This window comes from Lactobacillus sp. ESL0259 (assembly GCF_003693045.1).
GTDB classification, from domain to species: domain Bacteria; phylum Bacillota; class Bacilli; order Lactobacillales; family Lactobacillaceae; genus Lactobacillus; species Lactobacillus melliventris.
Map to the genome: position 1 here is coordinate 1 of NZ_REHP01000006.1, position 25,624 is coordinate 25,624.

The 25,624-nt window shown below is 36.4% G+C and carries 24 protein-coding genes; 18 read left to right on the forward strand and 6 right to left on the reverse strand.

What is annotated here, in order from left to right:
- Positions 1-219 precede the first annotated feature (219 nt).
- From F5ESL0259_RS03850 to def, 4 genes are all read right to left on the reverse strand, one after another.
- Positions 220-1,170 (reverse strand): diacylglycerol kinase family protein, encoded by a 951-nt coding sequence (locus tag F5ESL0259_RS03850; protein ID WP_122037537.1) that lies wholly within the window; start codon positions 1,168-1,170, stop codon positions 220-222.
- 45 nt (positions 1,171-1,215) lie between these two features.
- Complete coding sequence (rnjA, locus tag F5ESL0259_RS03855) at positions 1,216-2,895, reverse strand: ribonuclease J1 (protein ID WP_122037538.1); 1,680 nt, start codon at positions 2,893-2,895, stop codon at positions 1,216-1,218.
- Positions 2,896-2,900: 5 nt separating this feature from the next.
- Positions 2,901-3,125, reverse strand: a complete 225-nt coding sequence (locus F5ESL0259_RS03860; RefSeq protein ID WP_046324764.1) for a DNA-dependent RNA polymerase subunit epsilon — start codon at positions 3,123-3,125, stop codon at positions 2,901-2,903.
- Between the two features lie 174 nt (positions 3,126-3,299).
- Positions 3,300-3,854, reverse strand: a complete 555-nt coding sequence (gene def, locus F5ESL0259_RS03865) for a peptide deformylase (protein ID WP_122037539.1) — start codon at positions 3,852-3,854, stop codon at positions 3,300-3,302.
- 254 nt (positions 3,855-4,108) lie between these two features.
- Here def and typA point away from each other — a divergent pair, with 254 nt between their 5' ends.
- The 9 genes from typA (at position 4,109) to holA (ending at position 13,659) form a co-directional block, all read left to right on the forward strand.
- Complete coding sequence (gene typA, locus F5ESL0259_RS03870) at positions 4,109-5,950, forward strand: translational GTPase TypA (protein ID WP_122037540.1); 1,842 nt, start codon at positions 4,109-4,111, stop codon at positions 5,948-5,950.
- Positions 5,951-6,051: 101 nt separating this feature from the next.
- Positions 6,052-7,230 (forward strand): FtsW/RodA/SpoVE family cell cycle protein, encoded by a 1,179-nt coding sequence (locus F5ESL0259_RS03875; RefSeq protein WP_122037541.1) that lies wholly within the window; start codon positions 6,052-6,054, stop codon positions 7,228-7,230.
- Positions 7,227-7,568 carry a YlbG family protein gene (locus F5ESL0259_RS03880; RefSeq protein ID WP_122037542.1) on the forward strand — a complete coding sequence of 114 codons (342 nt, stop codon included), beginning with the start codon at positions 7,227-7,229 and terminating at the stop codon, positions 7,566-7,568. Before F5ESL0259_RS03875 ends, F5ESL0259_RS03880 begins: the two co-directional genes overlap by 4 nt.
- The gene (gene rsmD, locus F5ESL0259_RS03885; RefSeq protein WP_122037543.1) at positions 7,565-8,113 is read left to right on the forward strand and encodes a 16S rRNA (guanine(966)-N(2))-methyltransferase RsmD; all 549 of its coding nucleotides are present in this window, start codon (positions 7,565-7,567) and stop codon (positions 8,111-8,113) included. Before F5ESL0259_RS03880 ends, rsmD begins: the two co-directional genes overlap by 4 nt.
- A gap of 7 nt (positions 8,114-8,120) precedes the next feature.
- Positions 8,121-8,600 (forward strand): pantetheine-phosphate adenylyltransferase, encoded by a 480-nt coding sequence (gene coaD / locus F5ESL0259_RS03890; protein ID WP_122037544.1) that lies wholly within the window; start codon positions 8,121-8,123, stop codon positions 8,598-8,600.
- Positions 8,597-9,646, forward strand: a complete 1,050-nt coding sequence (locus tag F5ESL0259_RS03895; RefSeq protein ID WP_122037545.1) for a SepM family pheromone-processing serine protease — start codon at positions 8,597-8,599, stop codon at positions 9,644-9,646. Before coaD ends, F5ESL0259_RS03895 begins: the two co-directional genes overlap by 4 nt.
- A gap of 59 nt (positions 9,647-9,705) precedes the next feature.
- Complete coding sequence (locus tag F5ESL0259_RS03900; RefSeq protein WP_122037546.1) at positions 9,706-10,419, forward strand: helix-hairpin-helix domain-containing protein; 714 nt, start codon at positions 9,706-9,708, stop codon at positions 10,417-10,419.
- Between the two features lie 208 nt (positions 10,420-10,627).
- On the forward strand, positions 10,628-12,676 hold the full coding sequence (locus F5ESL0259_RS03905) for a DNA internalization-related competence protein ComEC/Rec2 (protein WP_233558040.1): 2,049 nt from the start codon (positions 10,628-10,630) through the stop codon (positions 12,674-12,676).
- Positions 12,673-13,659 carry a DNA polymerase III subunit delta gene (gene holA, locus F5ESL0259_RS03910; protein ID WP_122037548.1) on the forward strand — a complete coding sequence of 329 codons (987 nt, stop codon included), beginning with the start codon at positions 12,673-12,675 and terminating at the stop codon, positions 13,657-13,659. Before F5ESL0259_RS03905 ends, holA begins: the two co-directional genes overlap by 4 nt.
- A 78-nt stretch (positions 13,660-13,737) precedes the next feature.
- Here the strand turns inward: holA and rpsT are convergent, their stop codons facing one another.
- Positions 13,738-13,989, reverse strand: a complete 252-nt coding sequence (rpsT, locus tag F5ESL0259_RS03915) for a 30S ribosomal protein S20 (RefSeq protein ID WP_046324775.1) — start codon at positions 13,987-13,989, stop codon at positions 13,738-13,740.
- 200 nt (positions 13,990-14,189) lie between these two features.
- On the opposite strand from rpsT, the gene rpsO reads away from it, so the two are divergent.
- From rpsO to yihA, 7 genes are all read left to right on the forward strand, one after another.
- Positions 14,190-14,459, forward strand: coding sequence for a 30S ribosomal protein S15 (rpsO, locus tag F5ESL0259_RS03920; RefSeq protein ID WP_034979304.1), 270 nt, complete (start codon positions 14,190-14,192; stop codon positions 14,457-14,459).
- Between the two features lie 160 nt (positions 14,460-14,619).
- Positions 14,620-16,404: a ribonuclease J gene (locus F5ESL0259_RS03925; RefSeq protein WP_122037549.1), complete on the forward strand. Its 1,785-nt coding sequence runs from the start codon at positions 14,620-14,622 to the stop codon at positions 16,402-16,404.
- On the forward strand, positions 16,405-17,238 hold the full coding sequence (locus F5ESL0259_RS03930) for a tetratricopeptide repeat protein (RefSeq protein WP_122037550.1): 834 nt from the start codon (positions 16,405-16,407) through the stop codon (positions 17,236-17,238).
- Positions 17,239-17,423: 185 nt separating this feature from the next.
- Complete coding sequence (tuf, locus tag F5ESL0259_RS03935) at positions 17,424-18,614, forward strand: elongation factor Tu (protein ID WP_045928030.1); 1,191 nt, start codon at positions 17,424-17,426, stop codon at positions 18,612-18,614.
- Between the two features lie 143 nt (positions 18,615-18,757).
- Positions 18,758-20,083, forward strand: coding sequence for a trigger factor (gene tig / locus F5ESL0259_RS03940; RefSeq protein WP_122037551.1), 1,326 nt, complete (start codon positions 18,758-18,760; stop codon positions 20,081-20,083).
- 123 nt (positions 20,084-20,206) lie between these two features.
- Positions 20,207-21,484, forward strand: coding sequence for an ATP-dependent Clp protease ATP-binding subunit ClpX (clpX, locus tag F5ESL0259_RS03945; RefSeq protein WP_046324779.1), 1,278 nt, complete (start codon positions 20,207-20,209; stop codon positions 21,482-21,484).
- Positions 21,474-22,058: a ribosome biogenesis GTP-binding protein YihA/YsxC gene (gene yihA / locus F5ESL0259_RS03950; protein ID WP_046324780.1), complete on the forward strand. Its 585-nt coding sequence runs from the start codon at positions 21,474-21,476 to the stop codon at positions 22,056-22,058. Before clpX ends, yihA begins: the two co-directional genes overlap by 11 nt.
- A 38-nt stretch (positions 22,059-22,096) precedes the next feature.
- Here the strand turns inward: yihA and F5ESL0259_RS09035 are convergent, their stop codons facing one another.
- Positions 22,097-22,219, reverse strand: coding sequence for an SPJ_0845 family protein (locus F5ESL0259_RS09035; RefSeq protein ID WP_255409580.1), 123 nt, complete (start codon positions 22,217-22,219; stop codon positions 22,097-22,099).
- 212 nt (positions 22,220-22,431) lie between these two features.
- Here F5ESL0259_RS09035 and uvrC point away from each other — a divergent pair, with 212 nt between their 5' ends.
- Positions 22,432-24,234, forward strand: coding sequence for an excinuclease ABC subunit UvrC (gene uvrC, locus F5ESL0259_RS03955; protein WP_122037552.1), 1,803 nt, complete (start codon positions 22,432-22,434; stop codon positions 24,232-24,234).
- Positions 24,235-24,300: 66 nt separating this feature from the next.
- On the forward strand, positions 24,301-25,605 hold the full coding sequence (gene obgE, locus F5ESL0259_RS03960) for a GTPase ObgE (RefSeq protein WP_122037553.1): 1,305 nt from the start codon (positions 24,301-24,303) through the stop codon (positions 25,603-25,605).
- The last annotated feature ends 19 nt before the right edge of the window (positions 25,606-25,624 follow it).

Consider the following 25,624-nt stretch of genomic DNA (forward strand, 5'->3'; position numbering starts at 1 on the left):
CCATCAATAGATCTATGTGATGTGATATGTAATTTCTCTTGAATTTCTTTTGTACTAAATCCTCTTTGATACAAATCTACTGCTTCTAATTTTGTTTTTAGTAAATATTTAGACATAAGAAAACCCCCGAATTGGAATCTTTGTCCAATTCTAGGGGTTAACTTCATAGCAAATGCTCGGTTTTTGTGTTTTTTCTAGGTAGTGACAAAACTAATTTTTTTAGCGTAAAAGATTAAAACTTGAAACAGAAAAATTAATGTTAAAAATATTACGTTTAATTTCTTCCCCATCTACTTGGGCATATTCTTTTTTTATTGTTGTTACTTTAACTTTATTAGTTTCAAAATAATGAAATTGAGGGTCATTGACATGTGAGCCATCTTTAAGGAGGTTGATAAATAGTTTAATCAATTTGGCTAAGCTAAATTTTTCAACCACCACGGTGTATATTTTATGGCTGTCAATTCTAGCACTGGGTAAAAGGGGAAGACCTCCGCCCAAATAGGGATGATTAGTTGTGGTAACCATAAAAGCATCGTCAAAATGGAATTTTTGACCATTTTTTTCAATATCGACAATAAAAGTATCTTGCTTGGTAACAGTTGCTAAAACATTACAGCCGTAAATTAATTTACCTTCACTAAGATGATTCAGAACCTTTTTCAATTTTGAAATATTACTATTATGGTTGACAAATGCGTCAAAGCCAATGCCAAAGCTATTGGCAAAATAATACTTCTTATTAGGGGCAATATCAGGAAAAATAAAAGTCCCGCAGTCTATCCGCTCTGGTTTAAATTCTTGTTGTAAATGATCTATAAGAACTTTCGGATCATTAGTTAAGTTAGCAGCGCGCGCAAAGTCATTACCTGTTCCTGCAGGTAGGTAGGCAATAGGAGTTTTCGGATTTTTGGATCTTTTAATTCCGTTTAGCACCTCATTAAGAGAACCATCACCACCAATTACCAACAAAATTTCCGCGGGCGAATGCTTTTGGTCACCATATTCTTGCGCAATGTAAATAGACTCACCGGCATAAGTACTTTTTCGCAAGTCAAAGTTAATGTTTTCATTGATTAATAAAGCAGTAGTCTTCTTGAGTGCTTTTTTAGCACGACCGTTACCAGCTACTTCATTAACCAAAAGATGTATTTTTAATTTGTTATCCATAAAATTTCATTCATTACATAAAAAGCCCTTAAAAAGGGCTTTTCGTTATTTTTTCTCAACTAACATTGGTAAAATCAGCGGCCGTCTTTTTGTCTTAGAATATAGAAAATCAGAAAGGTTAGTAATAATGGCATTGCGAATTACACTGTCTTTAGGATGCTCCGTTTTGTCCATTTCAGACTTTATAATGTGATAAATATGCTTTTGAGCCTGGTTGATTAATTCAGTAGATTCCCGCATATAAACAAAGCCTCGACTCAAGACATCGGGTCCAGCTAAGACACGTTTGTGCTTGTAATCAACTGTTGCCACTACAACTACTAAACCGTCTTCGGATAAGACTTGGCGATCATGAACGACGACATTGCCTACATCGGCTGTGCCAGATGTATCAACATAGACATCGCCAGCTGAAATATGACCAGCTATGCGGGAGCCTTCTGGTCCAAAACAAATGACTTCACCATTTTCCAAAACAAATGTATTTGCGGCTGGAACTCCTGCTGCTTGTGCCAATTCAGTATGAATGACTTGCATGCGGTATTCACCGTGAACCGGAATCATGTACTTAGGTTTTGTTAGACGAACCATCATCTTTAATTCTTCTTGACCACCGTGTCCTGAGGTGTGGACATTATTAATGCGGCCATGAACTACGCTGGCCCCACCTTCCATTAACTTGTTAATCAAATGATTGACACTTAACGTGTTGCCAGGTATTGGGTTTGAAGAAAAAATCACTGTATCGCCGGGCTGTAAACTAATTTGTCTGTGAGTACCATTTGCTATTCTGGAAAGAGCAGCTAAAGGTTCGCCTTGTGAGCCGGTACATAGAATCATCACTTGTTCAGCTGGTGTGTGATTTATTTCATTAGCATCTACAATCAAACCATCAGGAACATTCAAATAGCCTAAATCAATGCCATTTTGCACACCGTTTTCCATACTGCGTCCAAAAATGGCAACTTTACGTCCAGTATCTATTGCTGCCTGGATAGCAGTCGATACGCGGTAAAGATTAGAGGCAAATGTAGCAAAAATTATGCGACCGTGGATCCCCGTAATGATGTCATGCAATGATTTAGCTACAAAACGCTCGGACTTAGTAAATTGGGTGACTTCAGCGTTAGTTGAATCGGATAATAGCACCAAAACTCCCTCGTTACCTAATTTAGCCATCTTTTGAAAATCCGGAGCAGGTTGGTTCATTACCGGTGTTAAATCAAATTTGAAGTCTCCTGTAAACACGACCGCACCTAGCGGGGTATGAACAGCTATGCCTAAGGTATCCGGAATAGAGTGAGTGGTTCTGAAAAAAGTAACCGTTAGTTTCTTGAATTTAAGAACAGTGTCCTCGTGCTCTTCGTGTAATTCTGTTGTTCGCAAAATGCCGTGTTCTTCAAGCTTGCCCTTAATTAAAGCTAAGGCAAATGGTGTGGCATATACGGGAATTTCCGGAATCTTTTCAAGCAGAAATGGTATTCCGCCAATATGATCTTCGTGTCCGTGGCTAACAACAAGTGCTTTAATCTTTTTGCGGTTTTTAATTAAATATGAATAGTCAGAAATGACGTAATTAATACCAAGAAGATCATCTTCAGGGAATTTAATTCCGCAATCCATAATAATAATTTCGTCTTGGTACTGTACACAGTACATATTCTTGCCTATCTCGTGCAACCCCCCGATTGCAACGACGGCAACTTCATTATTTTTTATTCGCACAGATATTACTTCTTACTCTCAAAAGAAGTTAGCTTAAAATCAGCATGCTCCTTTTCGTAAGTCAGTGAATTGCCGGCTAATTCTTGGATGAGTTCAATATTATAGGGGGTATTTTCCTCAACCATAGTCCTTGCGGCGACCAAATTTTCTGCCTCAAGGTAAAGAGTTTTAGTTGTTTCCCGTCTAGGATTGACAACCTTGTCTTTTTGATACAAAACTTTGTAGATCATATTTGTATTCTCCTTATTCAGTTAATAAAACGTTCTAATTTTGGACAGCTTAAAGCTTCCAATAGCTAGTAAAATTCTACCATACATGCAAAAACAAGTATAGAATCAAGTTTTGCCAGCTTTATTAAAAAAGCCGTCAAAACGATAGCTGACGACATAAATATTTGTGAAAAATTAATAAATGACTACGGTATCTTCATCTAATTTAAAGGGGTCTTGCTTATTGATGCGGTCGTAAAAAAGGTGGCCTCGCAAATGTTCAATTTCATGTGACGCTACGATTGCAGGATAATCCTTTAACCGAACTGTTTTTTCTTCACCAGAAACAGTATAATAATGAATTTTCAATTTATCAGGACGGGGCACATAGCCATCAATTACTTTATCAACGCTCAGACAGCCTTCACCTTCGCTTAAACAAGCCTGTCTGACAGATTCGGACAAAATTTCCGGGTTAACAAAAGTTTCCTTGAAAACTATTTCATTTTGATCATTTGGTACTAACAATGAGGCCATCTGGACGCTCTCACCAACTTGAGGTGCGGCTAAACCAACGCCAGCACGTAATTGGTGCTTTTTTGCAATTTTAGTATCTTGGGAGTTAATCAAATATTCCATCATTTCTTTTGCTAAATTTTGATAATGTTCGCTTAAAGGAAAAGTTAGTGGTTTGGCTACCTTGCGTAATACCGGATTTCCATCTCGGGTAATATCTTTCATTAAAATCAATTACATTCACTCTTTCATAAAAGTTTATAGTTATATTTGTAACATAAAATAAACTAATTTGTCTGCTTTTTATTCTATACTAAATTTTTAATTTGAAAAAGAGGGATAAACGTTGACCCTTAAACAGTTAGGTGGTAAAATCAATGAGCGTAAATATACAGATATGAAACACTTCGATCAGCATGTTTTTGACGTGCCGCCGAAACTGTGACCACGTCACAGTTTTTTTATTGAGGAGTGGAGGAGGAATACTTTTGTCAGAAAAAAGAAGAAACGATATTAGAAATATAGCTATCATAGCGCACGTTGACCATGGTAAAACTACCTTGGTTAATCAATTATTGAAGCAATCCGACACTCTCCCTGAACATATGGCTCTGGAAGATCGGGCAATGGACTCCAACGATATTGAGCGTGAACGTGGTATTACTATTTTATCTAAAAATACAGCGGTTAAGTATGGTGACACTACCATCAATATTTTGGATACTCCAGGGCATGCCGATTTTGGTGGTGAAGTTGAACGAATCATGCATATGGTCGATGGTGCTTTATTGCTGGTTGATGCTTACGAAGGAACTATGCCGCAAACTCGTTTCGTACTAAAAAAGGCATTAGAGGCTGGAGTTAAGCCCATTGTGGTTATCAATAAAATTGATCGTCCAGGTGCTCGTCCGAAAGAAGTTCTTGATGAAGTTTTGGAATTATTTATTGAACTTGGCGCTAACGATGAACAACTTGATTTTCCAGTAGTATATGCATCTGCCTTGAATGGTACCTCATCCTATGATCCAGATCCTGCTAAGCAGGAAGAAACGATGAATCCTATTTTTGACACTATTATTAAGGCTATTCCTGCGCCTGTTGACAATGCTGATGAGCCTCTGCAGTTCCAAATTACAATGCTTGACTGGGATGATTATGTTGGTCGAATTGGCGTTGGCCGTATTTATCGCGGTAAAGTTAAAGTTGGCGATAATATCACTGTGATGAAGCGTGACGGTTCTACCCAAAACTTTAGGGTTACCAAATTATTTGGTTTCTTCGGTTTGAAGCGTAATGAAATTACTGAAGCTAAAGCAGGGGATATCATTGCCATTAGCGGTATTAACGATATTTTTGTTGGTGAGACTATTGCTTCTGCCGAAAATCCGGAAGCATTGCCACTTCTTAAAATAGATCCGCCAACTTTGCAAATGGATTTTGTTGCCAATGACTCACCATTTTCTGGTCGTGAGGGTGACAAAGTTACGCCTAAGAAGTTAGAGGATCGACTAATTAAGCAAACACGTACCGATGTGTCGTTAAGAGTTGAGCCGACAGACCAATTGAATGCCTGGACTGTATCTGGTCGTGGTGAATTGCACCTTTCAATTTTAGTTGAAGAAATGCGGCGGGAAGGTTTTGAATTACAATTATCAAGACCAAAGGTAATTTATCGTGAAATTGACGGAAAAATGTGTGAACCATTTGAAGCTGTCCAGGTTGATACTCCTGATGAATATGTTGGCTCTGTCATTGATTCTCTTTCACAAAGAAAAGGTGAGATGAAGAATATGACTTCAACAGGCAATAATCAAACCCGTTTAGACTTTTTGGTTCCTTCTCGTGGCTTAATTGGTTACAATAATGAATTTATGTCCCAAACTGGTGGCTACGGCATTATGAACCACAGTTTTGATTCATATAAGCCAGTTGTCAAAAATTGGGAACCGGGCCGGCAAAATGGTGCTTTGGTGTCAATTAGCCAGGGCAAATCAACTACATATTCTCTACAAACTGTTGAACAACGTGGTGAATTATTTATTGGTGCTGGAGTAGAAGTTTATGAAGGGATGATTGTTGGCCAATCTTCTCGTGATCGTGATATTGCGGTCAACGTTATTAAAGGTAAGAACTTAACAAACACTCGTGCTGCCGGTAAAGACCATGCCGCTGCAATCAGAACTCCTAAGACCTTAACTCTAGAAGAGGCTATTGAATTTTTAAATGATGATGAATACTGTGAAGTAACTCCTGATTCAATTAGATTAAGAAAGAAAATTCTCAATACTTCAGAAAGACAAAAAGCTGATAAGAAACGTAATAAAAAATAAATAAATGTTTTAGAAGGGCACTCACTGATGAAGTGGTGCTCTTTTTGTTTTATAATGCTTATAATAAAGGTAGATTAAGTTACAGAAGGAGAGGTCGGCTAGTGCGGCAAAAACTTCACCATTTAAATTACAATATTTTCATACCTTATATTCTCTTAGTCGTTTTTGGAATAGTAATGGTTTATTCGGCTAGTTCGGACATATTATTAGTTAATGGCTTTAACCCGGCAATATATGGTATTCGCCAGGCTCTGTATGCCGTCTTTGCCGTTTTTGTCTGCTGTGCTCTGTGCTTTTTCCTAAAACTAGAAATTTTTAAGAGTCGCAAATTTGTTATCTGGTTTTTAGGTCTTAGTTTTTTGCTGCTCATTTACCTAATTCTCTTGAAAATTTTTAAGGGATCTGCCGCAGCTGTAAATGGTTCTGTTGGCTGGATTGATTTAAAGATAATAAAGATTCAACCATTAGAAATTGCCAAACTCTCGCTGATAATTTATTTAGCATATTTTTTAGACCGTCATGATGGAGCTTTTAAAAAAGGCCAAATTATTCATAATTTATATAGGCCAGCAATCTTAGCTGCTTTTATGATGTTTTTGGTTATACTTGAACCGGATTTTGGCGGTACTGCTATTTTAGCCATGATTGTGATTATCATGTTTTCTGTTTCTGGTGTTCCTGCTAAAAATGCAGTATTATGCTTAATTGGTATTGCAGTTGGAATATATTTGTTTATCTTCCTGGTTATCAAATTGAATCCTGCTTTCTTACAAAATAAGTATCAGTATCACCGTTTTATGTCTTTTCTGCACCCTTTTGAACTTGAGCAAAAGGGTGGTGCACAGCTAGTTAATTCGTATTATGCTATTCATAATGGTGGTTTGCTCGGGGTAGGATTGGGCAATAGCATGCAAAAACGGGGATATCTTCCGGAACCATACACAGACTTTATTTTAGCCATAATTGCGGAAGAAATTGGCGTTATTGGTGCTTTAGTCGTACTAAGTCTTATGTTTTATCTGATATGGAGTATCATGGAAGTTGGTATCCATGCCAGTTCTCAATTTAATGCTCTGGTATGTTTTGGAGTTACTACAATTATCTTTATTCAAACTCTGTTTAATGTAGGGGCCGTGCTTGGTCTATTGCCTATAACCGGGGTCACGTTACCTTTTATCTCTTATGGTGGCTCTTCTTTAATTATCTTATCGGCTGCTATTGGGATTGTACTGAATATATCAGCAAATGAACGAATCGAAAAAGAAGGAAGTTTTAAATGAGCATCAAGCAAGACTTAACCAATAAAAATATTAGCCAAAGGCTGAGCATTATTGTTTATTTAAATTCAGTCAGCAACCAATATAAGCTAAGGCATTATGGTGATATAGTATATTTTTCTAAAAAATTTGGTTATTGTATTTTATATGTAAATCAAAATGAGATCGATCAAGTTATGCGGAATCTGAATGCACTTGATTTTGTTGACAGGGTTGAAAGATCAAAATGGGATCAAATCGATCTTTCAAGTGATCATATTGAAAAACAGATTACGGATTTAGCAGCAGATGCTGAAAGAAAGTTACAAGAACGTCAGGAAAATACAGAACAACTATTATGAGAATTATTTCTGGAAAATATGCTAAAAGAAATTTATTTACTTTAAAGAGTCAAAAGACAAGACCGACTAGTGATAAAGTTAAAGAGTCACTGTTTAATTCATTAGGTCAATCTTTTTCTGGTGGTGAAGTTCTTGATCTATATGGTGGAAGTGGTGCTTTAGCAATAGAAGCCGTTTCGCGGGGTTGTCAGCATGCTGTGATAATAGACATTAATTACCAGGCCGTAGCAATTATTCGCAAAAATGTTGCCTTGACTAAAGAGCCAAACCTTTTCTCTGTATATAAAATGACCAGTAAAGCCGCCTTGAGTAAATTGGCTGAAGAGCAACAGAAATTTGACTTAGTTTTTTTGGATCCACCATATGCTAAGCAAAAAATTGCGTCTGATATGGCAAAAATGCGTGATTTAGCTTTGCTACATCGAGGAGCAATAATAGTAGCTGAAACAGATGATCGGACTGATTTAGCAGCAGTTGCGGGTTTTGAGCTTATTAAAGAAAAGCACCTGGGTAAAACTATTATCCGTTTTTATCGAAAGGAATAAAAAAATAATGAGTGTAGCAATTTTTCCGGGCAGTTTTGATCCTGTTACTAATGGACATGTTGATGTTATTGAGCAGGCAGCTGCAATTTTTGATCAAGTTTATGTTGTAGTAATGGTTAATACGGCCAAAAAATATCTTTTTAAAGATAAAGAAAGGCAAAAATTATGTCAGGCTGCTGTTAAAAAGTTGCCAAATGTTGAAGTCCTGCTAAAGCCTGATCAGCTGACAGTTAAGGTAGCACGAGATTTACACGCAAATGCCATTGTGCGCGGGGTCAGAAACACGACAGATTTTTTATTTGAACAACAGATTGCAGAAATGAATAGAAAAATGGCAAATGATATTAGTACAGTCTTGCTTTTTACTAAACCGGAAAATAGTTATGTTGCCTCAAGTATTATTAAAGAAATTGCCCAATTTAATGGTGATTTTAATAGTTTCTTGCCCAGCGAGGCTGCAAAGGCTTTAAAGGAAAAATTTTTATGAACAAAGTAGAAAAACATGCTAAAAAAAATAGTAAGACACGAAAATGGCTGCTTTTTATTCTAACTATTTTTCTGGTTTTTATTGGGTTGAACTGGCCGACAAATTATTATATTGAAATGCCGGGAAGCGCAGTGCCAGTAGGACAATTTGTGAAAAGTAAGGCTAAGGCTCCCAATAATTTCTATCTTGTTACAGTTAGTGAAACTAGCCAGCCGGCATCTGTCTGGGAATATCTTTTTAGTTATACGCAAAAATATACCAGTCGCATTCCCAAGTCTGAATTACTGGGTAATTCAAGTAACAGTCAGTATCAGGAACTACAAAATTGGTATATGCAAACAAGTCAGCAAAATGCACTTTATTGTGCGGCAAAAAAGGCAGGCCTTAAGCCTAAACTGCATTATAAAGGCGTATATGTGATGCAGGTGCAAAAGGGTTCCAGTTTTAGAAATAAGTTGCAAATAGGAGATACCGTGTTAGGTGCGAATGGTCATAAATTTCGCTCTACTGAAGAAATGATCAATTACTTTCAAAAGAAAAAGATTGGCTCTGAAGTTGTGATTAATGCTTTGCGTGAACAGAAAAGAATAGATTTTAAAGGCAAAATCGTTAAAGTTGCAGGAACTGGGAAGCCAGGTATTGGCATTCAATTGGTCGAACATTTACAGGTAGAAACCAATCCTCAAGTAACGATTAATGCTGGCGCAATTGGCGGTCCTTCAGCTGGTTTAATGTTTACCTTGACCAGTTACGAAGTCTTTTCAGGTAAACACTTAGCTCCAGGACATAAAATAGCTGGGACTGGAACTATCAGTCCTACTGGCAAAGTTGGCATGATTGGCGGTGTAGATAAAAAAGTAGTAGCTGCTGACAAGGCTGGTGCTGAAGTGTTTTTTGCCCCGACTGATACGGCAGGAATGAAAAAAGTCACCAGCAATTATTTATTAGCTAAAAAAACAGCTAAGCAAATTGGAACTAGAATGAAAATTGTTCCTGTTCGTACTTTTGATGATGCTCTCCATTATTTACAACGAAATTATCATTAAATACTAAAAGCCCAAGTTTTTGGGCTTTTTTTGCGTACTTATAAATGGGGGTTGAAAAAATGAACTGGGAAAAAATTAAAGCTTTTATTGAGGAACACAAACAATATTTTTTGATTGGAATGGTTCTTTTAGTCATTGTTCTAGTAGTTTGGTCTAAAAGGCCAAACTCAAATGACACTTTTGACGAATTTGATTATAAAAATGAGAACACTGTGCAAAATAAAAATAAAACCGGCAGTGATTCAAGCAAACAGTTGTCAAATACTGAATCTGTTACCAAAAAAGTAGCTGTAACTAAGCCTAAAGATGTGACCTGTGACATATCAGGCGCGATTAATCACCAAGGCGTTTATACATTAAAAAGTGGAGCACGTTTAAACGATTTAATTGCGGCCGCAGGGGGAATTAAGAACAATGCTCAACTAAAGAATGTTAATCGAGCATTGATATTGAAAGATCAAGATAAAATTCACATTCCATACAAAGGTGAAAAAATTAAAGCAGAACAAGTCGTTGAATCGGTTTCTGCCAATGCTTCTAATTCTGCCCCTGAGACAACAAGTGACCAAACTAATGCCGATAACAAGGTGAATATTAATACTGCAAACGTAAGTCAACTGCAACAACTAAATGGTATTGGTGAGAAAAAGGCTCAGCAAATTATTGCTTACCGTCAAAAAAGCGGAAAATTTAAATCTATTGAAGATTTGATGCAGGTATCAGGAATTGGAGAAAAAACTTTTGCTGCGCTTAAAGACCAACTGGAAATTTGATATTCTGCGACCTGGGTTTTTCCTGCTACTGGCCTTATTACTAATTAATTTAAGTTTCTTGGAATATCAATGCTATACCTTTGTGCAAAAATGTACTTGCCTATTAATAGTTTTTTATTTAGGTTTTTTACTTTTATGTAAATTTAATTCTTTAAAATGGCTAATTTTTATTATTCTTTTGGCTACTATTTTTGGTTTTCACTCTGACATGAGTAAAACTAATTTTGCACTTAAACCCAATACAGCTATTACCTTTTTTCCAGACAAAATGAAGATTTCCGATGACTGGTTTACGGTTGAAGGGCAGACGGCTGGAAGTAAGATTTTAGTTTCTGGCAAATTGAGTTCAAGTCAGCTAAAGCAATTAAATTATGGCTATAAAGTTATATTACATGATTTGTCTGGTGAGGTTAACCCAATTGAACCAGCTCCTAATTATGGAGAATTTGACCAGCAAAAATATTATCGCAGTAAAAAGATTACTCAGCAAGTTAATTTAACGAGCTTTAAGATTCAAATTAAGAAAGGAGGATTAGCAAATTACCTGCATTACTGGCGTTTTCAGTTAAAGAAATTTTTGCAAAAGTTTCCACCGATTTTGTCTTTTTTTAGTAATGAACTTATATTGGGAGAAAGCCCTGACCAGAAATTCCAAACAATACTCAATAATTATCGTGACCTCGGTGTCATTCATATCTTAAGCATTTCTGGTTTGCATGTTGGTATTTACACGCTGGTAATAAGCACAATGTGCTATTACTTTAAATTAACTGAAAAAGAAACTTTCATTTTTTGCTTGTTGATCTTATTAGTCGGTATTTTTCTGAGTAATGGTCAAGCTGGATTTATTAGAGCGAGTTTAACCTATATCTTGGGGCAAATTTTTTCGTTGCATAAGCTAAAAATTAATAAGGCAGATCTGCTAGGATTAACGGCTGTTTTGCACTTGGCTGTCAATCCTCGGCTCATGATGAGTACTGGAGCTCTTTTAAGTTACACTTTGGCCATGGGCCTTGAAATGACTAAAAACCTGAGTAAGTTTAGACAGTCCTGGGCTTTAAACAATTTGTTATTGCCACTACTTTTATTTCATTTCTTTCAGTTTAATCTGCTAACGGTCTTTTTTAATTTGTTGGTTGTGCCATATTTTAACTGGGTTGTTATGCCTTTGACTTTTTTTAATTTAATTATCTTTAGCATTAGTTCACGAAGCAGTTACTTTCTTGAAAAGATACTTGAACAGGGAGAGAAAGTGATTGCGAAAGTTTCAAATAGTAAAATTGGTCTTTTAACATTCGGAAAAATTAATTGGTGGCAATGTCTGTTTTTATTACTGTTAACTGCTATATTGTTAGCGTTAATAAATGAAAAGTCTAAAAGTCAAAAACTGATCAGACATCTTTTTAAGCTTGCGTTCATTATGTATGGATTAATCTTCTTAACGATTCATTTTCCCATCAAAGGTCAAGTAACTTTTATTGATGTAGGACAGGGAGATAGTATCTTAATTTCTACGCCCATTTTTAGGCACGTTTATCTCATTGACGTTGGTGGAAAGTTAAATTTTAACGGTAAAAAAATAACCCCGCAGATTAATAAAATCACCGTGCCTTTTTTAAAAGCACAGGGAATAAATAAAATTGATGGAATTTTTCTTAGCCATCAGGATGCTGATCACGTAGGGGACTTAAGGCCACTTTTGAGTCAAATACGAGTAAAGAAATTGTATATGGCGGAGGGATTGATCAGAAATCCTTCATTTTGCAAAAGAATAACAGGTCGAATTCAAAAAGGGCAGATTGTACAGCTGCTAGCCGGTGAAACAATAAATGAGCCACAAATTTCTTTCAAAGTTGTATACCCCTTTAAGCCAGGTATTGGTAAAAATGAAGATTCACTTTCGTTATTATTTAAATTAGCAAACAAAAGCTGGCTTTTTACTGGAGACCTGGGCCAAAAAGGGGAACTGGAAATATTGAGCCGTTATCATTTACATGCTGATTATTTTAAGTTAGGACATCATGGAAGTCGAACCGCTTCCAATAAAGAATTTTTGCAAGCTTTGCAACCAGAAAGAGTCTTTATTTCTGCTGGCCGCAAGAATCGCTTTGGGCACCCTCATCCAGAAACTATTGCTACTCTTCGAAGCCAACATATTCCATGGGCTTCGACTCAGGACTGTGGTATGATAACTTGGAACTATGGTGTTTTAATAAAACCCAAATTTAAAAGATTTTTGCCGGTGATTAAAAAATGACATTACTTTCTTTATTTAAAAACTCAAATAAAAAAATTTTGCATACTTTAATTAATGGAAATGATAGTTTTTTAAATGAATATCTTACTAGCTCGTATATACATGATGAGATTTTCGCAGACTATGAAAAAGTATCCGTTGATTGCGAAGCAGAGGGGCTAGACGAATTAATTGCTGATCTTACTGAATCAAGTCTTTTTAGCCAGAAAAAAGTAATAACAATTAAGAACCCTTTTTTCTTAACGTCAAAGGTTTCCAAAAAATATCAAAAGCAGATTACCCAGCTGCAAAATATTTTTGTAAATACTGCAAAACTTGAAGATGTCATAGTTATTGTCGCCTCTTATGAAAAATTAGATCGGCGCAAAAAAATAACGAAGTCCGTCACGCAAAATTTTAACGTTGTTGAGACTCAAGTTCGGCCTTATGATCTGAATAAAGTAATTAAAGCAATTATAACGACCGAGGGCTATCATATTACAAATTCTGCTGCAACATTGTTGCTTGAACGCAGTGACCAAGTTTTAGATATAGTTTTAAGTAATTATAATAAGCTGAAGATGGTAGCTGTTGACAGGAATATCACTACTGAAATAGTTGAAAAGAATGTTGATTTATCACTAGCACAAAATATTTTTGCAATTTTAGATTCAGCTTTAGCCCAAAACTACCAAGAAGCTATTGCGCGGTTAAATAATCAACTTCAAAACGGAAATAATCCAATTCAAATACTTGCGGTTTTTGAAAATCAATTAGAAATGATTTTGCTAGTTAAAATACTTAAAGCTAGAGGGAGAAGTGAAGCTGAAATTGTAAGAAAACTTGGTGTTCATCCTTATCGTGTTAAGTTGGCGCTAAAAAATAAGTTAGCAAAAGAAAAAGTAGCACAGTTATTAGAGCAAGCAATTAAGCTGGATTATAAGTATAAAAACGGTCAATATCGAGCCGATAATTTTTTGAAGCTCTTTATTCTTAATGTCTAATTACGTATAAATTTTGGTAAATAAAAAGACAGAAATGATTTTCACTTCTGTCTTTTTGATTATCATTTAATCAAATTATTATTTTGCAAGTTTAGCTAAACGGCTCTTATCACGGCTAGCTTTATTCTTGTGAATAAGTCCTTTTGAAGCTGCCTTGTCAATAGCACGAGCAGCAGCTACATGTAATTCGGAGGCGTTATCAGCACCAGCAGCTTGAGCAGTCTTGAACTTCTTAACGGCAGTTCTTAACTTGTTCATTTGAGCAGCATTGCGCTTTCTAGCAGCATCTTGAGTCTTAACACGCTTAATAGCTGATTTGATTTGTGGCATAAAATTCACCTCCATTGATCGTAATTCTACTTTATAGATTATACTGAAAGATAATTGCAGATGCAAGATAAATTATACTTGCTTTTTAAAAAAATTGTCTGTATTATACTATTGTTGTGAACCGTTAACGCTGTTTGCACGCTCACACCTGACGGTTAACGTTGTTAACGGCAATTATTTTAGTGAAAGGTGAAAATATTATGGCAATTTCAAAAGCTGAAAAAGATGAAATCATTCAAAAATTTGCGACTCACGAAGGTGATACAGGTTCAACTGAGGTTCAAGTGGCAATCTTGACTACAGATATTAACAATCTGACTGAGCATATGAGAAATCACTCACATGACCACCATTCTTATGTTGGCCTGTTGAAGAAAATTGGTCACCGTCGTAACTTGCTTCGTTATTTACAAAACAAAGATATTAATCGCTATCGTGAATTAATTAAGAAGTTAGGCTTACGTCGTTAATTTTAATTGAGATCTAAAAAAGCTGGTTCGAGTATTGAATCGGCTTTTTTATTTTTGTCATAATACCATTTTATGCTAGAATAAAAAAAGATACTTTTTACGTTGTGATCATCTGATCCATAAATAACAACTGAATAGCAATTAAAGAAAAGGAAATATAATGACTGATCAAGTTAAAATTATGATTCTGAGCGGTGTTCGTGAGCAAGGAAAAGACATGTTCGCTGTTCAAGTTAATGATGAAATTTTTGTTCTTGATGCCGGCCTTAAATATCCCGACAGTACATTGTTTGGAATAGATCTGGTTATTCCAGATCTGGATTTTTTCGAGCAATATGGTGATCAGGTAGTCGGCATCTTTTTGACACATGGACATGCAGATTCAATTGGGGCACTGCCTTATATTCTACGAAAATATGACATTCCAGTTTTTGGCTCCCAATTAACAATTGAATTGGCTAAGATAACAGTAAGACGTGAGAATAAACGGTGTAAAAACAGTCTCTTTCACGTGATTGATGCGGAAACAGAGATTGAATTTAAAAACGCCAATATCTCTTTTTTCCCAACTACGCATTCCATCCCTGATTCTCTTGGTATTGACGTGCATACTCCAGCCGGAGAGGTGGTTTACACAGGCGATTTTAAATTTGACCCTTCCGCTGCTCCTAAATACCGGACTGATCTAGATCGATTAGCTGAAATTGGTCAAAAAAAGGTATTGGCTTTATTAAGTGATTCTTCAAATGCAGAGGCATCTTTACCAAATGTTGCTGAACAGGACATTGGAGATTATGTTACAAAAGTTTTTCGTAATGCCAATGGTCGGGTAATTGTTGCTGCAAAAGCCTCGAATTTGATTAGAATTCAAGAAGTTTTAAACGCGGCCTATCAAACGGGTAGACATGTTTTACTGACTGGAAGAGATTTAGCCAAAATCGTTCGTACTGCAATGAATCTGGGTTATTTGAATGTCCCTAAAGGTTTATTAATGAGGGTTAAAAATTTAAAAGAAACTCCAGATGAAAAGACGGTTATTTTGGAAACCGGTCAAATGGGTGAGCCCTTAAATTCATTGCAAAAAATGGCTAAGAACCGTCACAGCATGATCACAATTCATAAGGGCGACCTAGTCTTTATTGCGACAACACCTTCTCATTCTGTGGAAACGGTTGTGGCACAAACCAGTGATCTGGTTTATCGTGCTGGTGGGACCGTTATTCAATTAGGTAAGGCAAAGCATACCAGTGGACACGCGACAGGCCGTGATTTGCAACTACTTATTGATATTTTGAAACCGCAATTTTTAATTCCCGTTATTGGTGAATATCGACTGCTTGAAGTACACAAGGACTTAGCTATTAGGGCAGGAATGGATAAAGATAATATTTTTATTAACAAGAATGGAGATTGCTTAAGCTACGATTTCAATCAAAAGCGCCTTTATTTAACAGATCCGGTCCCAGGTGAGGATACGATGATTGACGGTTCTGGTATCGGGGATGTTGGTAATATTGTTTTACGAGACAGAGAAGTATTATCAGATGACGGTATTTTCATTGCTGTAGTCACAATTGATCGCCGTAAGAAAAAGATTATTGCTCAACCACAAGTTACCAGCAGAGGCTTTGTTTACATTAAGGCCAATCAGCAACTGATGCGTGACAGCATTGAATTGATTAAAAAAACTATCAATAATAATTTTGAACATAAAAAATTTGATTGGACTGAAATTAAGCAGGATGTTCGTAATGATTTGGAAAAGTTTCTCTACCGCAAAACGAATAGACGCCCAGTAGTTTTACCAGTAGTAATGGAGGTTAACCAAAACCGCCATCGTGCTATGCAAAAGAGAAACAACAAGAGCGAGTTGCCCAAGAAAGAAACCCATCATCCTGTTGATGTCAATAAAACCGGTCAGAGAATTATCAAGAAAGATAAATAAATGACCTCATTAAGTCAAAAAAATCTGCTTAGTTTAGCCCAAAAATCCGCAGCAAAAGGAGATTTTGCTCAAGCAATACAAAATCTTGAAGAGGCATTAAGAATTGGACCAAGTAATGAAATCGTACTTTGTCTTTGCGAGCTTTATCTCAAGGATAAACAAAATTATTCAGCTTATGAGTTAATTAAAGAAGAAAAAGACTTGTTTACTAATCCTAAAATTTTTCGTGAATACAGTAGAATTCTGAAAATGAATCACTTTGCTATTGAAGCATTAGAGGTAAAAAATATTACTGCCTACGAGTTACCGGATTTAGTTGAACCTGTTAGTAAGACGAAGCAGCAGCAAATAATGGTTACTTTCAAGCAAAAAACTAAGCCGACAAAATTTGATTACGAACAATTATTTAAGTTAGATTTACCAAATTTTAAAAATTTTGCTCAGAGTTTGTTGCTGGATCCCAGTTTAAACTTTGCAATTCGGCTGGTTTTAATTGAGGATTTGTTTCGACTGGGACTTCAGGAAACATTTAGGGTTTTGGTATTGGGGCAGGAAGAGCAATTTATTCCACAAAAAATAAATTTACTCGAAAAAGATGCGATATATCGAGAAGTTGTATCAGGCATCGGCTCTCGGTATTATCATAAACCGAGCCAGCTTCCTGCAGTTTTAGGCGAAGTAAATTTGATTTTAGGCAGTCTTTATCCTAAACTATATAAGTATGTTGATAATCCCGACAGTTTTGCCAGCGATATTGCTTCTTATATTGAAAATCATGATGGCCGAAGCAATCAAAAACTGTTTGAGAAAATCGATAATAATATATCCGAATAAAATTGGATAAAATGTCTTTACTTTTTCAAAGTATTTAGTATAATAGCAAAGGACGTTTTCATTAGGCATGGCTCTATGCATTAAAATACTAGGCATTTGCCTATGAAAGTAGTACAATATTCAACAGAGAACTATCCGTTACTTACTCAACGGACTTCTTGCAAATTTACAGGAGGGTCATTTTAATGGCAGAAAAAGAACATTACGTTAGAACAAAGCCACACGTAAACATTGGTACTATCGGTCACGTTGACCATGGTAAGACCACTTTAACAGCGGCTATTACTAAAGTTTTATCAGAAAAGGGCTTGGCTAAGGCAGAAGATTATTCAGAAATCGATGCAGCTCCAGAAGAAAAGGAACGTGGTATTACTATTAATACTGCTCACGTAGAGTACGAAACTGAAAATCGTCACTACGCCCACATGGATGCCCCAGGTCACGCCGATTACATCAAGAACATGATTACTGGTGCCGCACAAATGGATGGAGCTATTTTAGTTGTTGCCGCAACTGATGGTCCTATGCCACAAACTCGTGAACACATTTTACTTGCTCGTCAAGTTGGTGTTAACTACATCGTTGTTTTCTTAAACAAGACTGACTTAGTTGACGACCCAGAATTAATTGACTTGGTTGAAATGGAAGTTCGTGACTTGTTGACTGAATACGATTATCCTGGTGATGACATTCCAGTTATCCGTGGTTCAGCATTGAAAGCTTTACAAGGTGACAAGGAACAAGAAGAAGTTATCATGAAGTTGATGGACACAGTTGATGAATACATTCCAACTCCTGAACGTCAAACTGATAAGCCATTCTTGATGCCAGTTGAAGATGTCTTCACTATTACTGGTCGTGGTACTGTTGCTTCTGGTCGTATCGATCGTGGTACAGTTAAGATTGGTGATGAAGTTGAGATTGTCGGCTTGGTAGATAAAGTTCTTAAATCAGTTGTAACTGGTTTGGAAATGTTCCACAAGACTTTGGACTTAGGTGAAGCTGGAGACAACGTTGGTGTATTGCTTCGTGGTATTGACCGTGACCAAGTTGTTCGTGGACAAGTTTTGGCTGCACCTGGCTCAATTCAAACTCACCACGAGTTTAAAGGCCAAGTTTACGTTTTGAAGAAAGAGGAAGGCGGACGTCATACCCCATTCTTCTCAGATTACCGTCCACAATTCTATTTCCACACTACAGATATTACTGGAGAAATTGAATTACCAGAAGGTACTGAAATGGTTATGCCTGGCGATAACACAGAATTTACTGTTAAATTAATTAAACCAGCAGCCATTGAAAAGGGTACTAAATTCACTATCCGTGAAGGTGGTCGTACTGTTGGTGCTGGTCAAGTTACTGAAATTCTTGACTAGTTCGTTAAAAACAGTTTAAAAAGATGTACTTCTTCATAGAAGTACATTTTTTTTTGCCTAAGTTTGTTTTTTGCGAGCGTTTAATGTAAGATAATTTAGTATGTAACGATGCAATTTAACTTGACATTGGAGGTATTTAATTAATGTCTGTAAAATGGAATAAAACCGATAAAACTACCGGTGAACTTACTTTTGATATTCCCCAAGCTGATGTAAAGCGTGGGCTAGATCAAGCCTTTAAAAGGGTAAAGGGTAGCCTGCGTGTTCCCGGCTTTAGAAAGGGACATGTTTCTCGTGTGATCTTTGATCAATATTACGGTGAGGAATCTTTATATGAAAATGCATTAAACATTGTGCTGCCAAATGCTTATTCTGCAGCGGTTAAAGAAGCTGGTATTGCTGCTGTAGGTCAACCCCAAATTTTGCCGGTTTCAATGGAAAAAGGTCAAGATTGGCAAATGAAAGCCACTGTTACTATTGAGCCAGAAGTAAAATTGGGTGAATACAAGGGAGTTGAAGTTCCAAAACAAAACACTCGTGTATATGCTAAAGATGTTGATGCCAAATTAAAAGAAGAGCGTGAAAAGAATGCTGAATTAGTATTGAAGAAGAGCGCAGCTGCTAACGGAGATACTGTTACTATTGATTATAAGGGAACAGTTGATGGTAAGGCATTTGAAGGCGGTTCAGCTGATGATTATTCACTTAGTTTAGGTTCAAATACTTTTATACCAGGCTTTGAAGATCAATTGGTTGGTCATAAGGCCGGTGACGAAGTTGATGTTGTTGTCACATTTCCTGAAGACTATGGTGCAAAAGACTTAGCTGGTAAAGAAGCTCATTTTGCTACTAAGATTCATGAAGTTAAAACTAAGCAATTGCCTAAGCTAGATGACGAATTTGCTAAAGATGTAGACGATTCAGTTGATACTCTTGATGATTTAAAAGAAAAAATCAAGAAGGACTTAAAGTCTCAAAAAGAAGAGGCTGCAAGAGACGAAATCGAACAAGCTGCTATTGAAGGTGCAGTTGCTAATGCTACTATCGATAAGATTCCGGATGCTATGATTCAAGAAGATATCGACACGCAAATTAATCAATATTTAGGCAATATGCAGCGCCAAGGCATCAGTCCTGAAACATATTACAAGATAACTAATACGACAGAAGCACAATTGCGTTCACAATTCAGTAAAGATGCTGAAGAAAGGGTTAAAACTAACCTTGTCCTTGAAGCTATTGTCAAAAAAGAAGATATTAAAGCTTCACAAGAAGAAATTGACAAGGAAATTAAGGACCTGGCAGCCGAATACAACATGGATGAAAAAACTGTGCGCAATACTTTGACTGATGATATGCTTTCACATGATATCAATGTTCGTAAGGCTATTAAAATTGTTGCTGACAGCGCAAAGCAAGTTGCTAAATCCAAAACAAAAAAAGATGAAAAAAAGTCTGACGAAAAATAGGATTTTAATATCTAGGTAAAAAGGTGGTGTCAAACTGCCTTTTTATTTTTCTCCAAGCAAATAATTCATATACATAGCGCAATTTATGCTAATCTAGGACTTGTAGATATTAGGAGGAAAAGAATGGCATCACAATTTACTGATCAAGAGGAAATAAGATGTTCCTTTTGTGACAAAACACAAGATCAAGTTAAAAAGATGATTGCGGGCAACGGGGTTTATATTTGTAACGAATGTGTTGATCTGTCTAAGAGAATAATTGATGATGAACTAAAATCTGATTCTTTGAAAAAAGCACAAGATTTACCTAAACCAATGGAAATCAAAAAGCAGCTTGACCAATATGTTATTGGCCAAGAACGTGCCAAAAAGATTCTTTCAGTAGCTGTTTATAATCATTATAAACGGATTACTCAAATGGATGTTGACTCTTCAACAGAATTGCAAAAATCGAATATTGCTTTAATAGGACCAACTGGTTCTGGCAAAACTTATTTGGCACAAACTTTGGCACGAATTTTGGATGTGCCTTTTGCGATTGCTGATGCAACGACTTTAACAGAAGCCGGTTATGTCGGTGAAGATGTCGAGAATATTTTGCTTAAGCTTTTGCAAAATGCTGATTACGATATTGAACGTGCAGAACGTGGCATCGTTTATATTGATGAAATTGACAAGATTTCCAAAAAATCTGAGAATGTTTCAATTACAAGAGATGTTTCAGGTGAAGGCGTTCAACAGTCTTTACTGAAGATTTTGGAAGGAACTGTTGCTTCTGTTCCCCCTCAGGGCGGGCGTAAACATCCCCAACAAGAGTTAATCCAGATAAATACTACTAATATTTTATTTATTGTTGGTGGAGCTTTTGACGGTATTGAGCAAATCGTTAAAAGTCGTCTGGGCAAAAAAATAATCGGTTTCAGTGCCGAAAAAGAACTTAATAAGGTTCAAGATGATTCTTGGATGAAACATTTGACAACCGGGGACCTCGTCAAATTTGGCCTGATTCCAGAGTTTATTGGACGTATTCCGATTATCGCAACACTTGATAAACTTGACAGAAACGATCTTGTAAGAATTTTAACCGAACCAAAGAATGCTTTGGTAAAACAATATAAAAAATTGCTATCACTTGATCAAGTTAACTTGGAGTTTACACCAAGTGCTTTGAACGCTATTGCAGATTTGGCAATTGAACGCAATATGGGGGCTCGTGGTTTAAGAACCATTATAGAAAATGCAATGATGGGTATTATGTATCAAACACCGAGTGAGCCTGATATTGAGAGTGTCAGAGTTACAAAAGAAGTGATAGAAGATAGTGCCGAACCGGTAGTAACTCGTCGCTCAAATGATGAACAAGACGACGGAGAAGAAATTAAGGCAGCCAATGATCATTAAAAATAGCTCGTATGCGATTAGTGCCGTGCGTGAAGACCAGTATCCAACAGATAATTTGCCTGAAATCGCGCTTTCCGGTCGTTCAAATGTAGGTAAATCCAGCTTAATAAATACACTGCTGAGTCGCAAAAACTTAGCAAGAACATCAGCACAGCCTGGGAAAACTCAAACACTAAATTTTTATTTGGTAAACCAAGAGTTTTACTTAGTTGATGTACCCGGTTATGGTTATGCTAAAGTTTCGCAAAAAAAGCGACAGCAGTTTGGAACTATGATTCAGGATTACCTTGAAACGCGAGCAAACTTGCAAGGGCTAATTATCTTAATGGACTCACGGCATGAACCTACCAAAAATGATGTGGCCATGTATAATTATGCACTTTATCTGAATTTACCTATTTTGATAATCTGTACCAAAATTGATAAGGTCAAGAAAAATCAGCAAAATCAAGTTATTAATACTTTAAAACAAAAGATAAACTTAAATTATGACAATGTAAGTGTAATTACTTTTAGTTCTGTTCAAAAGTTGCATGTAAAAGAAGTATGGCAATGGATAGAAGAAAATCTGTAAATTTGTAAGAAAAAATGGTTCTCGTTGTAGAACCATTTTTATTTATTATCTTTGACTTTCTGATTGTTTTTAGATATTTTTTTCTTTTTATCTTCAGGAACAGTAGCAAATTTATCAAATAATTTTTCTAATTCATCTTGTTTTTTAAAAGTTAAACCCATAATAATTTTCCTTTCTATTTTTATTATATTAAAAATAGCATTAACAAGCTAGAAAAACAGGTTTTAATTAACTTGAAATAATTAATTTTATGTAAAATAATTTACAATAAAATATTTTTATCCTTTACTTAATCTGAATCGTTAAGCAAAAGCAAATTTCAAATTACGAATTGTATGTTAAAATATGATAGCGAATTTGGGGGAGTGATTTTTTGGCAACTCAGTTAATTGAAAACAAATTAAAACTTTTGCCGACTAAACCAGGCTGTTACTTAATGAAAGATGTTAACGGTAAGGTAATATATGTCGGTAAGTCGAAAAATCTTAGAAGCCGTGTACGGTCATATTTTAAGAGTACCCAAGTTGGCAGAAGGGCAGAACTGGTCGAAAATATTCGCGATTATGATATTATCACCGTTTCAACCGATAAAGAAGCCTTTCTACTTGAAGTAACTTTAATTAAAAAATACCAACCGTATTATAATGTGCAGTTAAAGCAAGGTACTGGCTATCCCTATATTGAGATTACTAACGAGCGGGATCCCCAGACCAAATTAACTAGTATTATTAGAAAAGACGGAGGCTATTATTTCGGACCGTATCCAAATGTCTACGCTGCACAGGCAACTCTTAAGTTTATTCAAAAAGTTTTCCCTTTAAGGCGCTGTCATGGCAAACAGGGAAGACCTTGCCTGTACTATCATATGGGACAATGTTTAGGTGCTTGTTTTAAAACAGTACCAAAGTCTGTTTATGAGGCACAAATAAAAAAGATCAAAAGCTTTTTAAACGGTGATATTGGCTGGGTTAAAAAAGACCTTAACCAAAAAATGGCTGTTGCATCCAAAAATCTTGAATTTGAGCGTGCTGCCGAAATTCGTGATCAACTTAATTACATTGAAGAAACAGTTGAGAAGCAGAAAATTATTTCTCACGATAATACTCAACGTGATATTTTCAATTTCTACGTTGATAAATCATGGATAGCTATTCAAATTTTCTTTTTAAGGCAGGCAAAGCTGCTTAGAAGTGAAACCAGAATGTATCCTTTGACCGATACTAATGACCCCGAAGATACATTTTCCTCATTTATTGTTCAATTTTACGGGCAAAGAAACAGAATCGTACCTAAAGAAGTTTTAGTACCTGCTAAAATTGATAATGAAGCCCTAAGTGAAGTTTTGCATGTACCGGTCAGAACACCTAAGAGAGGGCAAAAACGGTCTTTGTTAAATATGGCTAAGGATAACGCCAAACTTAAATTAGATGAAAAGTTTCGTCTCTTAGAGCTGGGCAATAGGAAAACTAAAGGCGCACAAAAAGAAATTTTCGATTCTTTAGGACTGCCATATGGTCATGTGATTGAAAGCTTTGACCATTCGCATATTCAGGGAGCCGACCCCGTTTCTGCTCTAGTTGTCTTTAAAGACGGTGAACCTGATAAAAATTCCTATCGCAAATATAAACTAAAAGGTGAAGTAGAACACCAAAATGGTGGCGATGAAGTGCGCAACACTCGTGAAGTGGTGCGCAGAAGATACAGCAGACTACTTAAAGAACATAAACCCATGCCAGATTTGATTTTGATGGATGGTGGCCAAATCCAAGTAGATGCTTGTGAGGATATTTTACGCAATGAATTAAATCTTAATATTCCTGTTGCCGGTATGGTAAAGGATAACAAGCACAGGACTAATCATTTACTTTATGGCGATCCTATTAATGGTATACCCTTGAAACTAATTCCTTTAGATCCTAAATCTCAAGGCTTTTATTTAATGACTAGAATTCAAGATGAAGTACATAGATTTGCAATCACTTTTCACCGAAGAACACATGCTAAAAATGCTTTGTCCAGTAAACTAGATGCGATCAAAGGAATAGGTCCAAAAAGTAGAAATAAGCTTTTAAGACAATTTGGCTCTCTAAAGAAAATTAAGGAAGCTTCTATTGACGAGTTACGTTCTGCTGGTTTAACTTTGCCTCAGGCGCAAACAGTTAAGTTAACCTTATAACAAGTGATATTAAACATAATAGTGTGGTATAGTAATGTAGTTAAGAAAGACGGAAGGAGATTCTATATGCCTACATTTGTCGATCAAACTAAGATTGAAGTCCAAGCTGGTAAAGGCGGAGACGGCATGGTCGCTTTCCGCCATGAAAAATATGTGCCGAATGGTGGCCCTGCCGGCGGCGATGGTGGCCGCGGCGGAAGCATTATTTTTATTGCCGATAGTGGCCTTAGAACATTAATGGATTTTCGTTATCGCCGTAAGTTTAAAGCTGAAAATGGTGAAAATGGTCGTATTAAGTCCCAATATGGTCGCGGAGCTAAGGACTTATACTTAAAAGTGCCAATTGGAACGACTGTTTATGATTTCAACACTAATGAAGAAATTGGTGATTTAACTAAGAATAAACAAGAATTAGTTGTAGCCCGCGGTGGCCGTGGTGGTCGCGGCAACATTCACTTTGCAACGAGTGTCAATACTGCGCCCGAAATTGCAGAGAATGGGGAACCGGGAGAAGACCGTGTTTTACGCCTGGAATTGAAAGTTTTGGCTGATGTCGGACTGGTGGGCTTTCCCTCAGTTGGTAAGTCAACATTATTATCAGTCGTAACTAAGGCTAAGCCGAAGATTGCAGCGTATGCTTTTACCACCCTAACACCAAATTTGGGTATGGTAATTTTACCTGATGGCCGAGATTTTTCAATGGCTGATTTACCCGGCTTAATTGCAGGAGCCAGTCAGGGAGTCGGGCTTGGTTTACAGTTTTTGCGTCATATTGAGAGAACAAAAGTAATTTTGCACTTAGTAAGTATGGATCCTAACAATGGGCGAGATGCAATCAAAGACTACCAGACTGTTAGGCAAGAACTACTTGAATATGATCAAAGTCTTAAAAACAGGCGCGAGATTATCGTAGCTACTCAGATGGATCTTCCAGGTTCTGCTGAAAAGTTGCAGCAATTTAAACGCGACTTAGAAGATCAACAAATTAAAAAACCTGTATATGCTGTTTCCAGTGTGACACATCAAGGCGTTGATCAGTTAATGCAGGATACAGCATCACTAATAGAGCAGGTAGAAAAAGAGAAGCAAAAGCAGGAACCACAATCTCAGCAAGTTGTAAAAGAATATAAGTATCAAACACAGCAAAAGAACATTTTTACAGTCACAAAACTGGAAGATCATGTTTTTGAAATTAAAGGTGAGAGTTTGGAAAGACTAGTAGCTCGAACCAATCTCGATTACCAGGATGGTGTCATGAGATTAGCTAGAAAGCTTAAAAATCTAGGAGTAGATGATGCTCTGCGTGAAAAAGGAGCCGTTGACGGCGATGATGTAATCATAGGCTCATTCAATTTTGAATTTGTCCAATAAAATAGAAAAGTTTTGAAAA

Coding starts and splice junctions, on each gene's coding strand:
- F5ESL0259_RS03850 (WP_122037537.1), bottom strand. CDS start 1,170: ATGGATAACAAATTAAAAATACATCTTTTGGTTAATGAAGTAGCTGGT.
- F5ESL0259_RS03860 (WP_046324764.1), bottom strand. CDS start 3,125: ATGATCTACAAAGTTTTGTATCAAAAAGACAAGGTTGTCAATCCTAGA.
- F5ESL0259_RS03880 (WP_122037542.1), top strand. CDS start 7,227: ATGAGCATCAAGCAAGACTTAACCAATAAAAATATTAGCCAAAGGCTG.
- rsmD (WP_122037543.1), top strand. CDS start 7,565: ATGAGAATTATTTCTGGAAAATATGCTAAAAGAAATTTATTTACTTTA.
- coaD (WP_122037544.1), top strand. CDS start 8,121: ATGAGTGTAGCAATTTTTCCGGGCAGTTTTGATCCTGTTACTAATGGA.
- F5ESL0259_RS03895 (WP_122037545.1), top strand. CDS start 8,597: ATGAACAAAGTAGAAAAACATGCTAAAAAAAATAGTAAGACACGAAAA.
- F5ESL0259_RS03900 (WP_122037546.1), top strand. CDS start 9,706: ATGAACTGGGAAAAAATTAAAGCTTTTATTGAGGAACACAAACAATAT.
- F5ESL0259_RS03905 (WP_233558040.1), top strand. CDS start 10,628: ATGAGTAAAACTAATTTTGCACTTAAACCCAATACAGCTATTACCTTT.
- holA (WP_122037548.1), top strand. CDS start 12,673: ATGACATTACTTTCTTTATTTAAAAACTCAAATAAAAAAATTTTGCAT.
- rpsT (WP_046324775.1), bottom strand. CDS start 13,989: ATGCCACAAATCAAATCAGCTATTAAGCGTGTTAAGACTCAAGATGCT.
- rpsO (WP_034979304.1), top strand. CDS start 14,190: ATGGCAATTTCAAAAGCTGAAAAAGATGAAATCATTCAAAAATTTGCG.
- F5ESL0259_RS03925 (WP_122037549.1), top strand. CDS start 14,620: ATGACTGATCAAGTTAAAATTATGATTCTGAGCGGTGTTCGTGAGCAA.
- F5ESL0259_RS03930 (WP_122037550.1), top strand. CDS start 16,405: ATGACCTCATTAAGTCAAAAAAATCTGCTTAGTTTAGCCCAAAAATCC.
- tuf (WP_045928030.1), top strand. CDS start 17,424: ATGGCAGAAAAAGAACATTACGTTAGAACAAAGCCACACGTAAACATT.
- tig (WP_122037551.1), top strand. CDS start 18,758: ATGTCTGTAAAATGGAATAAAACCGATAAAACTACCGGTGAACTTACT.
- clpX (WP_046324779.1), top strand. CDS start 20,207: ATGGCATCACAATTTACTGATCAAGAGGAAATAAGATGTTCCTTTTGT.
- yihA (WP_046324780.1), top strand. CDS start 21,474: ATGATCATTAAAAATAGCTCGTATGCGATTAGTGCCGTGCGTGAAGAC.
- F5ESL0259_RS09035 (WP_255409580.1), bottom strand. CDS start 22,219: ATGGGTTTAACTTTTAAAAAACAAGATGAATTAGAAAAATTATTTGAT.
- obgE (WP_122037553.1), top strand. CDS start 24,301: ATGCCTACATTTGTCGATCAAACTAAGATTGAAGTCCAAGCTGGTAAA.